This is a genomic window from Allomuricauda sp. NFXS6 (assembly GCF_040148835.1).
Taxonomy (GTDB): domain Bacteria; phylum Bacteroidota; class Bacteroidia; order Flavobacteriales; family Flavobacteriaceae; genus Flagellimonas.
Genome location: NZ_JAGEMG010000002.1, coordinates 450,885 through 463,183 on the forward strand (window position 1 = coordinate 450,885; position 12,299 = coordinate 463,183).

Genomic DNA, 12,299 nt, shown 5'->3' on the forward strand with positions numbered 1-12,299 from the left:
ACCAAACTATTGAACAACTTTGACCCAATTGCCCTTGTTTCTAGCATAATAAGTGTTATCGTACATCGCTTCGGCCTGTGTACCGGGCAAATAATAATCGCCCAAGAAGGATGCATTCAATTTGATGGTAAAGGTTTTGGATTTTTTCGCATCCAAATCAAAATACAAATGGGTGCGGTCGTCCCGAGTATCCACATAATCCGCTTTTGAAGCATTAGCGTTGCTGCCTCCAGCAAATGAAGTATCCACAATTTCCCATCCGCTGGGCACAATATGGGTGAGTGCCACATTATCGATATAATTATCCGAACCATTAAATATTGTAATCTGAGCTTGAAACTCTGTTCCCTGTCTCAGTTCATCCACATTGATGGAATTACCAATGGGGTCTTGGTAATTGACCGACAATCTTAGGTTTTGTTGCTGGGCCAATTCCTCACCAACTGGTAATTTGCCAGTTTGGGTAAGGGTGGCATAAATGGTATTTCCCTGGTTGTTTTTCACCTCAATCTCCTCTTTTAACGAGCTAATGGCAAGTTCCCTTTGTGCAATGGCCCTGTCGGTTTTTACAGCAACCTCTTTTCCGTTGTTGGTAAAGGTGAGGTCGATGGACCTACCTCCATTTTTCATCACCATTTTGGACATTGCCAAGAGGGCGTAAGCAGTTTCTTGGGTACTGTACCAATTTTGGGATGACAAGTTTTTGGCCAAGGAAACCGCCAATTCCCTTTGTTGCGCGTCACCCAAAATCACCATAGTTTCCAACGCCATGGCCCTGTTTCGGAATACGGAACCATAGGTTCTGTAATTGTAATTGTTGGGAGTAAAATTAATATTGGCCTTTTGTGCAATGGCTTGGGCCACCTCTTTTTTACCTACTAAGGCATACGCCGCTGCCAATCTCCATTTGGCCTCGTTGCTGAGGTTTTCGGTTTCCCGTAAACGGTTCATTGCGGCCAGTTCGGGTTGTTGGGCCAGGGCCAAGGTGTACAATCGGTACGCTTGTGAAATATCATCGTTGTAATAGGTGCTCTGATTGCTCCATTGTCTTGCCGCATTTTTTTGAAAGCGTAGCCAATTGCTGATGAACGTCAACGGTAACTGATACCCTTCCTTTTTGGCTTCCAACATAAAATGTCCAGCGTAGGAAGTGCCCCAATCATCGGCATTGCCATAACCGGGCCAGTAGCTTAATCCACCATTGGGAATTTGGAAATCGCCCAATTTATCAATGGCAGCTTTAATGTTTTTCTCGATGTCCTTCTTTTTGTCAAAAGTGATGTCCAGCACATTTGCCAAGAACAATTGTGGGAATGCCGCGGAGGTGGTCTGTTCCACGCATCCGTGGGGATAACGTAACAAGTAATCCATCCGTTTGGAGAAATCCATCGGCGGAAGCGTGGAGAACTCGATAAACGCTTCGTTGGTGCCCGATGTGCCAAAAGTTTCCATCGAAATGGTCTGCGAACCATTGGCATCCAAAGTGTACAATTCACTTTTGGTAGTTATAGGATTTGGATTTTCCACATCGATTTCCGTTTCGTTACTAGCACTTTCGCCAGCTCCCGTAGCGATAACTTTTATGGTCTGGAACGATGATGTTGGGTTGACCTTAAAATCAAAATTGACGATTTGTTCGCCAACCGCATTGAAGGTGATGTTTTTGGAAGTGCCACTTATGGGCTCCAAAGCTTTTCCAGCATCGATGGACACCTTTACGTTTTTTACTTTAGGTTCCATCGCAAAAACCGTTACAGGGATGGTCACGGTCTCGCCTGGGGATAATTTTCTTGGAATGGAGGTTAAAACCATCAAAGGTTTACGAACTGGGGTTGTTTTTTCTGCATTTCCATAGGCACTAGTTTGATTTCCAGCGACTACCATAGTCCGGACAGAACCTACATAGTTCGGCATATCGATGGTATGTGATGCTTTTTCCCCTGCCTTTAGGGTAAATGGACCCAAATAGGTGACCACAGGTTTAAAACGTTGTGCTTTTCGGTTTTTGGCACCAGCACCGATGCCACCGCCACCAATAGCATAGATATTATCCACACTTACAGAGTAGGCGCCCATCACATCATCAAAAATATCGAAGGTTTTTACACCCAAAGCTTGTCTGGCGTAAAAAGAACTGTGAATGTCGGGAGTGGTAAAGCGCGTCAAATCCAGAAGGCCTTCGTCCACCACGGCCAACGAATAAGTCATCGGTTTTTTATTGGCCTCCGAAACGGTGACATTATAAGATTCTTCTGGTTCCAAAACATCGGGCATACTGATTTCTGGTTCCAAAAAGGTCGCTGGGTTTTCTACCAAGAGCGGAACAACGCCGTATAATCGGATAGGCAGATCGTTTTTGACCTGACTGTGCGGTTGCAGCAAGGAAATGTTGATATAGGCATTCGGGGCCATTTCCGAAGTAATGGGAATGGTCGCTTTGGTTTCTTTGGCCGAGGTCTCAATCCATTGTTGGGAGAGGACCTCCGTGCCGTTTTCGATGCTTACTAAAGCACGTCCACCCTTATCTGATGGGAAAGTGACCGTTGCTTCTTCCCCAAGGGTGTATTTTTCTTTGTCGGTAGCGAAAATCAAGATTTTAGAACTTTCCGCATCTGCCGATGCGGGTCTTCGCCACCAATTGCGGTAAAAATAAGCGGTGCGTCCCGTAGCGTGTCCAGAGACTTCATCAATAACACGAATCAAGAATCGGCCTCCTTCTTCATCGGGAACATTGATGTTGAAATTGCCCTTTCCATTACTTCCGGTCGTAATCTCCATTTCCTTGAAAGGACGGTGTACGGTAGCATTTTCATAGCGTGACAAATTATCAGAACCGCGGTTCCACCACCAGCGCCATTCAATTTTGAATACTTGTACTTTTAGTTTTCTGTTGGATGATGGATTTCCTTGGGCATCCACAGTGACCACATCAAAGGTGTTGTTGTCATCCGTTAAGAAAGAGCCGTATTGTTTGGCTTCGGGGGAACGGAGTCCCACAAAATTTGAAAATGGGGCCAAATTCTTGGAGAATACATCAATGGAAAAGTCACCTCCACCCTCAAAAACCTTGGTGGTGAAGGTTGCCTTCAACATTCCAGGTGCATTGCCATTGACTTCTATTTTTTTATTGATGTCCAATTCACCATTGGCATCCAAATTTGCTGATATCCATTGCAGTTCAGTCTCATTGAACGAACGAGCTGGGTCTTGGAAAATATAATTTTTATAGTTTGGAAAGGCGGTTGAGGTTTGGCTCAAAGTGGCATTGATATCAATTTTCAGGTTTCGGGCAGGAGCACCGTGCAGCCACTTTACGGTTGCTTTTCCGCGATTGAAAGTATTTGTTTCCAGTACTTCGTCATCAAAAGCAAAATCCACTTTTAATCGGTTGGGCTTTACCGTGGCCACTTTTAAGGTTTTACTGAATTGTGCACCGCCCACAATCACTTTGGCCGACCAATTTCCCGTTGGGGCGTTAGCATCGGTCGGGATAGGGAAATAGTAAAAATTCTTTTCTTTTTTGGCATAGAATCCATCCGAAACGGGAATGCTTCCTTCTTTGAGTACATTGCGTTGCACCAATTTGCCACGGGCATCACTGACCTCCAATGCTACGGGGTGCCCTTTGGGCAATGGATTGGCATTATCATCCAAAACAAAGGTTAAATGGATAACATCGCCTGGTCGGTGCACTCCTCTTTCGGTATACAAATAGCCTTGTAAACCTTTTTGCAGCTGCTCGCCAGAAACATCGAACTTACTGAGGGATAATGCGTTGCCATCTGCAAGTTTGGCGTAGGCGAAATTGTTGCTGTGCTCGGCCACGGCAAAGGCAATGCCCTTATCACTATCATAAACGGATAGACCTTTGGTATCGGTAGTGGTCTCGCCAATGAGTTGTTGTTGGTAATTGTAGAGCTTTATTTTAGCACCTGCTACGGGTTGGGTGGTGAGCAAATTGGTCACTGCAAAATGATGGGAGCGATTGCTTCCTTTTTTGACGATAAGTCCCAAATCGCTTCCCAATAGATTGGTGGCGGCTATTCTATCGTAATTGTAGTAAGCGGAATGACAGGGGTTGTCACGCTCTTCCCAATTATAATCATAGTTTCTGTAATTGTAGATTTCATTATCCCAATAGCGTTCTTCTTCTGAGGCTTCATCAGAACTTTGTTCCAATGCATATTCGGTTTTTGATTCTTCGGTTTCTGCACCATCACCACAATCGTAAGAGGTGTGTTCTTTCTTAAAGCTGAATTCGACCCGATACAACGAACCGGGATGAACCTTAATCAATTTGGACAAATCCAAACCATGCGCCTGCCAATAACTGGTATTTTTATTGTCATCTTCGGTCAGGGGAATAACTTTGTATGCTACTCTTCGACCCACAGGCCTGAAATCGGGATTATAATTTTCCGTTAAGTCATAATTTTGGAGGTATTGCAGCATGTTGTTTTCATATACTTGGATGACACGAACTTCAACTGCGGTAAGATTGACCGTTTCAAAATATATGGGTGTTGATGCCGCATTGGGCAAAATGGTTCCTTTGGAAATGAGTCGTACGGCAGGTTTTAATTGCTCAAAAGAGACCAGTTCAGAAAAGTTGTTCTTCAGAGTAAAACCATATTCGCTTTTAATACCTTGAAATGCATTGACACGAACCTCTCCCAAAATTCGGTTGGAGGGATAAACACTCAAAACGTTTCCATTGATTTCGTAGCGCAAACTTTCGGCGTTTTCAATGGTTACCAGACCGTTTAGGTTTTGGTCTTGTTTTAAGGGTTCGGAAAAATTTAGGGCCAATACAGCATTTGGAGCGGATGTTGTTTTGGCATCAACAATCACAAATTTGTTTTTACCTGGAATCGGATAGGTTTCGGAGCCTTCGTTTTCAATATTGTAACCGTCGCCAGTCCAATTTATAGTGAGCTCGCTATCATCTGTTTTTCTGGAGATACTATCAATTTTAAAACTGAAGTATTGCGCATTCCCTTCGGCATTGTCCCACGTTACAGGAATGTTTTTGTCTCCTTGTTTAACGGAAAGCACCGAGTTTATTTTTGATGCATCCAAAATATCCGAAGCGTCCAAGGTACCAGTGAGGTATTGCCAATCTTTGCTGTAGGATTGTAAATCTCCCAGAATGATTCTAAAGTTGGGGGCAATAGTCTTAAAGCTGAAGGTGTAAGTCTTGAATTCACTATCAATATCCTCAAAAAGTTTATTGAGTTTCAAATTGACGGTATATTCTGTATTGGGCTTTAAATATTCCGAAGGTTGGAATGTGAGTTCCCTACCATTTTCTATAAATAAATTACCATCCACCTTTGGTGATATCTCCAAATATTCTTTGGAAAGTTCTTGGGTCAGTTCAAACTGCTCCAATTGTTGGGCTAGAGCAATAGTGATGGGAGTGGATATAGATTGGTTACCATTGGTGTGGTAACTTATGTAATCCTTGAATTTAAAAAGATTATCGATTTCGGAACCGTTCTTTTTTTTACAGGATGCTACAAGAATTAGTAGGGAAACCAAAAGCGTTTTGAATGACCGGGACATAAGAAAATGAGTGTTTTAAAATGAACAAAAACATAACCAAAAGCAAGATACTTAAAATTGATTAGCGGAGTCCTCTAACTTGATGGATAGTTGGTTTGAGTTCACGAATGAAGGTTAGAGCGTTTTTTATTGGCCATTTCAATTTCTTGTACGGGTTTTCTCAAAGTTTCGTTAAACCTTCTGTTTTTAAAAATCGAAAATAATATTTTGGTCATCAATTCATTCCAATCAAAAAGCTAACCATCATTTGAAAAGACTTTACGCTTACCTCGTTTTTGTTTCCTTATTTTTTTCAATCCATTCAGTTTTCGGCCAAGAATTTTTGGTCAAAGGTAAAATTATAGACGCCACTACTGGCGCTCCCATTGAGGCTGCAACCATTTACGCTGAAACTTTAAGAGACAGCAGTTTAATTTCGTATACCATAACCAATGCACAAGGAATTTTTGCATTGGAGGGTAAAACTGCCTACAAAAAAGCCCGATTGGCTTTTTCTTCCAACGGGTTTAAATCACAAACCAAAGAAGTCGCCCTAGAATCTGAAATGGAACTTGGCTCCATTAAAATGGAAGAGCAGGCTCAGCAATTGGAAGGAGTCGACTTGATCGGAGAACGGGTCCCGATCACTGTAAAAAGCGATACCTTGGAGTTTAATGCGGATTCCTTTAAGACCCGGCCGGATGCTACCGTGGAAGACGTTCTCAAGAAGTTGCCGGGGGTAGAGGTTGCCAGCGACGGAACTATCACGGTTAATGGTAAAGAAGTGAATAAGGTATTGGTGAATGGTCAAGTATTCTTCAGCACAGACCCCAAGGTGGCCACTAAAACACTCTCCAAGGACATTATCAGTAAAATTCAAATAACGGATACCAAAACCAAGGAACAGGAATTTATTGGAGAAGAAGGAGATGGGGAAAACAAAACCATCAACCTAACCCTAAAGGAGGATAAGAACAAAGGGTATATGGGGCGATTGTCCGGTGGTTATGGTACGGATGAACGCTACCAAGCCAATGGATTGGTCAATTATTTTAACGATACCCAAAGGATCAGTGTGCTTGGAAGCTCTAACAACATTAACAATCCAGGTTTTTCTTTTGATGAAATCTACGAAATGGTCGGGGATGCAGGAGGAGGAATGAATATTAATAGAAATGGCGGTTTTTCGATTGGGAATGTGTCCTTTGGTTTTGGGCAGGGGATTACAACATCATCCACACTCGGTGGAAGTTATGCGGATCAAGAAAAAGGAAAGTACCGAATAGATGGCAATTATTTTTTCTCCTACAGCGATTCATTCAACGACGAAAAAATAGCCCGTGAGAACATTTTGCCCGACGGCAGCTTTTTCACCGATACAGAGACCAGTTTTGTGGGGAATACCAATTCCAACCAAGGTTCTGCCAATTTGGAGTTTGACATCGACAAGACCACTAGAATTACAGTCCAACCCAATTTAAATATAAACAATACCAATTCCACCAATACAGAAAACACGGTATCAACCGATGAGGAGGGTAACTTGATCAACAGTAATAATTCCTTGGAGACAAGTGATGGTTTCCGTAGAAATTTCAGCAATCGGGTGGAGCTGATGAAGAAATTGGATACCGTAGGAGGTTACATAAGATTGTATTTCAACAATAACAACGCCGTAAGCAATTCGGAATCCTTTATCAATTCCCAAAGCAGCATTTTTGGCGACGACCCCAGTGACCAGGAATTGGACCAAGAAACCATTATCGACAACTCCAATGATAGGTACGAAGTTGGAGCGGCCTACCGACAACCCTTAGGCAAAGATCTTTATTTGGACCTTAGATACGGTTATGAGAATCAGGAACAGAACAATGAACGTGCTGTTTCCAATCTGGATGAGGGGAGTGGAGATTACATTTACAACGCGATGTTAAGTTCCGACTTTAATTTTAAAGTAAACAAGCACGTACCGGAAATCAGAATTGGCTCCAATGGAAAAAAGTTAAGGTTCAATGTACGGGCACGTTTGGAACAGATTTCTTTGGATAATCAGGACTTTATTCAGTCCACTTCTTTTTCCAATGATTATAGCAAGATACTGTTAGGTTCCTTTTTTAATTATAATAAAGGGAGCAAAAGGTTGAGCGTGCGATACAATACGGGGCTTAATTTGCCTTCGGTGAACCAATTGCAGCCGGTGCCCAATGTGAGCAATCCTTTAAATATTATCGAAGGTAACCCTAATTTAGATCCAGAGGTAAACCACAGGGTTTATTTGAATTTCAATAATTATAATTGGAAAGACAGAACGGGCCTGTTTGCATATTCCGGCATTGACTTTGAACAAAGTAAGGTGGTTTCGGTCACCACTACGGATGAAAATTTTATTCGAACCACAACCTATGAAAATGTTGATGGAAATTATAACGGATGGATGGGAGCAAATTATTCCAAACAAATCAAAAAGGATAGTATCTACAGTTTTAAATTTACCATCGGGCCAAGCGTAAATATTGGTAAACAGGTAGGTTTTACCAATGGCAGTAGGTTGGAGGCGAAAACCTTCAGTTTTAATCCAAGAGTTGGACTTTTGTTCAATTACAAAGAAATGTTAGAGATAGAGCCGGAATATCGCTTGGGAATAAACTCAACACGATATAATTTGGACAATGTGGAGGATATCGATTTTACCACACATAATCTTGCAGTAAAACTGACCTCCTATTGGCCCAAAAATGTGGTGTTTGGAAACGATATCACCTATAGCTACAACGGTAATTTAAGTGATGGTTTTGATAAGGATGCCATATTTTGGAATGTAAGTTTGGGTGTGCAAATGTTTAAAAAGAGAGCTACCCTAAAAGTGCTGGCGTATGACTTGCTAAACCAAAACATAAATACCCGACGTACCACAGGACAGGACTTTGTTCAGGATTTCCAAGGAACCGCACTCCGACGTTACTTTATGGGCAGCTTGACTATCAAGTTTGATTCCTTTGGAGGAAAAGGGGCTCCGAACAAAGGAGGGGGTCCCAGGTTTATAAGGTTTTAACTAGCTGCTGGGAATATAAAAAGTGATGGACAGTGGAAGGTTACCATATTCTTCCAATGTATGATCATAGGAAATAATTGTTTCAACATCATCTATCTCGGTATAGGGACCGCAACGTTCACCTCGCCTAAAAGTTGTGTTGAAACTTACAGACGATGACTCACCCTTAATATCTATTGTAAAAGATTTCTGGCCGAATTCTTCTATTGAAACAGGTACCACTACAATCATTCCTGTGGAAGGGTATTCTTCTATGGAAAATGTAACAGTTTGGTTTTGCTCGTTGAAAACTTGGATGTCTTCTGAATCCATAGTGCCATTGACTAGTAAATTCTCATCGTTTTCAGGACTCAAAAACCTTAGGCGGATAGTGTTTGAAGCAACCTCACAATCCACCAAAGAACAATCTATTGAGTTGTCATCTGAATTGCACGATAAAACGAATACGGAAATAAATAAAACAAGCAGTTTTTTAGGCATAAAGTCTTTTTTATACGGATGGAAAAATACTGCTTTAGTTGCTTTTTATTGGATTACCACCCACCAGAAGCACCGCCTCCGCCAAAGCCACCTCCGCCGAAGCCGCCACCAAAACCGCCACCGCCAAAGCTTCCTCCGCTTCCAAATCCTCCGGAAGAACCTGAGCTGCGACCCATATTGCTGAGGATGATCATATCCCAAATGTCAAGTCCGCCGCCCCTGCGACCACCTGGACCTCTGCCGCCCTTGTTCTTACGGCTCCATAAAATAATGATAATGACAATAAAAATGATGATGGGAAAAAGGGCGTCAAGAGGGAATTTTTTACCATTACCAAAGGTACGGTCTTCGGTAAACTCACCCGTAAGTACTTTAAAAATGGCATCGGAACCCTTGTCCAGACCACTATAATAATCACCTTTTTTAAATTCTGGAATGATCACGGTTTCGATAATTCGTCTTGACATCAAATCGGTGAGACTGCCTTCTACGCCATAGCCAGTGTTGATGGCAATTCTACGGTCGTCCCTGGCCAGTAGAATAAGAACACCATTGTCTTCATCAGCTTGTCCAATGCCCCATTTTTGTCCCCATTGTGCCCCCAAATAGTTGATCTGTTCACCTTCGGTGGAGCTAATAATGGCAACCACTATTTGTGTTGAAGTACTATCGGAATACCGAACCAGTTTTTGTTCCAAGGCATTGCTCTGCGATGGAGACAACAAGTTTACATAATCGTAAACACTGGTCTCTTTTTGCGGTTTGTCGGGTATGGTGAATTGTCCCCAAGCAAGGGAAGCACATAAAAAAAATAGTAAAAAACTACCCTTTGGATATCGCATCGTTAAGTTCATTGGTGTCCTCGTGGTCCCAGGGAAAGTGGGCTTGCAATTCCTTGCCCGCAATCAGGATACCATCAACGATACCTTGTTTAAAATTTCCTTTTTTAAAGTGGGAGGCGATTACATCTTTGGTAGTGTCCCAAAACCCTTTGGGTACCGCCTTGTCAATCCCTTCGCCGCCATAGATTACAAATTTTTTGTCATCCACGGCCACGTAAAGCAATACGCCATTGCCTTCTTTGGTGTTGTCCATCTTAAGGAAGTGGAACACCTGTTGTGCCCTGCTAAAGTGATCTATTTTTGAGGTCCCTTCAATATGAACCCGTATTTCACCGGAAGTATTGTTTTCGGCTTCGACAATGGCATTTACAATATCAGTTTCTTCCTCTGCAGTCAAAAACTCTTCTACGTGCGACATAATTTAATCAAATTCGAAGTTCACATCAGGAGCATTTTCGGAACCTGGATCAGCTGAGTATCTGGGCATTTCCTCAAAACCAAACCAGCCGGCAAGTATTTTGTTCGGGAATTTTGAGATGTGAACATCATAAATGTTTACAGATTCGTTGTATCTGTCCCGTGCTACATTGATTCTATTTTCGGTACCCTCCAACTGTGATTGCAGTTCCAAAAAGTTTTGATTGGCCTTTAATTCGGGATACCGTTCTACCGTAACCAATAATCTGGAAAGGGCAGAGGACAACCCGGTTTGGGCTTGTTGAAATTCGGCCAATTGTTCCGGAGAAATGTTGTTTGCATCAATATTGGTGGATGTCGCTTTGGCGCGCGCCTCGATAACATCGGTCAGAGTACCTCTTTCAAAATCGGCAGCACCTTGAACGGTTTTCACCAAATTACCGATGAGGTCGTTTCTTCTTTGGTAAGAGCTTTCCACATTGGCCCAAGCTGTTTTGGCATCGGCTTCATATTGCACGGCTGTATTGTTGAAGCTGACTGCCCATTGGTAGAGACCAAAGGCAATGATGACAACAATTATTAGTGGTATTAACCATTTTTTCATTTTCCTGTAGTATTAGTGTTTGTTTATAGTTGTTCTTTTATTTTCAGAAGCTCAGCTTTCACTTTTTGCAGTTTTTGAATCACCTCAAAATTGGAAAGGGCTTTTTGTTTTTCCTCTTTCAGATGGATTTTGGCACCTTCCAACGTAAATCCGCGTTCCTTCACCAAATGATAGATCAATTGAAGGTTTTGAATATCCTGAGGCGTAAACTTGCGATTGCCCTTGGCATTCTTTTTGGGCTGGAGCACATCAAACTCTTTTTCCCAAAAACGAATCAGGGAGGTGTTCACCCCAAAGGCCTTGGCGACTTCTCCAATGCCATAATATCTTTTTTCGGGTAGATCTACGTGCATTAATCCAGCGATTGATTCTCTTGATTTGCCAACCTGAGCATATTCTCAAATTCTTCAGCCGATAAACTTCCATAGTAGAAGTTAATGGGGTTGATGCGTTCACCGTCCTTGAAGACCTCGTAGTGCACGTGCGGTGCTTGGGAACGCCCCGTGCTGCCGACAAAACCGATAAGATCGCCTCGTTTTACTTTTTGACCTACGGTAACATTATATTTGCTCATATGTCCGTACAAGGAAATATAGCCATAACCATGGTCGATACGAACGTGCTTTCCGTAACCTGAAGATCTATTGTCGGCACGGACCACTTTTCCATCCCCAGTGGCATAGATTGGAGTGCCTCGTGGTGCTGTAAAATCCATTCCCCAGTGCATTTTTCGAGCTTTGGTAAATGGATCGGATCGCCAACCGTAACCAGAGGCCATTCGGGTAAGGTCCTCGTTGCTAACAGGTTGTATGGCCGGAATGGAAGCCAATAATTTCTCCTTTTCTTCCGCCAGTTTGGCAATTTCGTCCAAGGATTTGGATTGTATCACCATTTCTTTTTGAATAATGTCCAACCGTTTGGTGGCATCGATAATAATTTCAGAGTTGTTGAAGCCCTCCAGGTCTTTGTAGCGGTTGACCCCTCCAAAACCAGCTCTTCGCTGCTCTTCGGGTATCGGGTTCGCTTCAAAATATAATCTATAAATATTGTTGTCCCTGTCTTCAATGTTGGCCAAAACCTGTTCCATTTGGTCCATTTTTCGACTCAGGATATCATATTGCAGTTCGTAGTTCCGAACCTCACGTTCCAAGGAAAGTTCTTTGGGAGTGTTGACCCAACGGGTATTCAAAAGAATAATCAATCCAATAAAACCGAATAGCGCAGAGCCGAGCAAGAACAGGAAAATATTCCTGTATCTTTTGGATTTCTTCGGTTCTATCTTTCTGTACGAAAGTGTATCCGGATCGTAATAGTACTTTACTTTAGACATGAATGGATTTTATCCTATTTTTGCTCACTC

8 protein-coding genes are annotated in these 12,299 nt (G+C 42.4%); 1 reads left to right on the forward strand and 7 read right to left on the reverse strand.

Annotation, left to right across the window (positions count from 1 at the left end; all coding sequences use genetic code 11):
* Positions 1 to 6: 6 nt before the first annotated feature.
* On the reverse strand, positions 7 to 5,565 hold the full coding sequence (locus J4E06_RS05255) for an alpha-2-macroglobulin family protein (RefSeq protein WP_349522985.1): 5,559 nt from the start codon (positions 5,563 to 5,565) through the stop codon (positions 7 to 9).
* Between the two features lie 247 nt (positions 5,566 to 5,812).
* Here J4E06_RS05255 and J4E06_RS05260 point away from each other — a divergent pair, with 247 nt between their 5' ends.
* The gene (locus J4E06_RS05260; RefSeq protein WP_349522986.1) at positions 5,813 to 8,596 is read left to right on the forward strand and encodes an outer membrane beta-barrel protein; all 2,784 of its coding nucleotides are present in this window, start codon (positions 5,813 to 5,815) and stop codon (positions 8,594 to 8,596) included.
* Here J4E06_RS05260 and J4E06_RS05265 read toward each other — a convergent pair whose 3' ends face one another.
* The 6 genes from J4E06_RS05265 to J4E06_RS05290 are packed head-to-tail and all read right to left on the reverse strand — an operon-like array spanning position 8,597 to position 12,269.
* A complete protein-coding gene (locus J4E06_RS05265; protein WP_349522987.1) occupies positions 8,597 to 9,076 on the reverse strand; it encodes a hypothetical protein in 480 nt (159 codons plus the stop codon).
* Between the two features lie 53 nt (positions 9,077 to 9,129).
* Positions 9,130 to 9,918 (reverse strand): TPM domain-containing protein, encoded by a 789-nt coding sequence (locus tag J4E06_RS05270; protein WP_349522988.1) that lies wholly within the window; start codon positions 9,916 to 9,918, stop codon positions 9,130 to 9,132.
* Positions 9,899 to 10,336 (reverse strand): TPM domain-containing protein, encoded by a 438-nt coding sequence (locus J4E06_RS05275; protein ID WP_349522989.1) that lies wholly within the window; start codon positions 10,334 to 10,336, stop codon positions 9,899 to 9,901. The genes J4E06_RS05270 and J4E06_RS05275 overlap by 20 nt, the downstream gene beginning before the upstream one ends.
* Positions 10,337 to 10,339: 3 nt before the next feature.
* Positions 10,340 to 10,939, reverse strand: a complete 600-nt coding sequence (locus J4E06_RS05280; RefSeq protein WP_349522990.1) for a LemA family protein — start codon at positions 10,937 to 10,939, stop codon at positions 10,340 to 10,342.
* A gap of 23 nt (positions 10,940 to 10,962) precedes the next feature.
* Complete coding sequence (locus J4E06_RS05285; RefSeq protein WP_127137505.1) at positions 10,963 to 11,292, reverse strand: MerR family transcriptional regulator; 330 nt, start codon at positions 11,290 to 11,292, stop codon at positions 10,963 to 10,965.
* Complete coding sequence (locus tag J4E06_RS05290; RefSeq protein WP_349522991.1) at positions 11,292 to 12,269, reverse strand: M23 family metallopeptidase; 978 nt, start codon at positions 12,267 to 12,269, stop codon at positions 11,292 to 11,294. The genes J4E06_RS05285 and J4E06_RS05290 overlap by 1 nt, the downstream gene beginning before the upstream one ends.
* Positions 12,270 to 12,299: the final 30 nt, after the last annotated feature.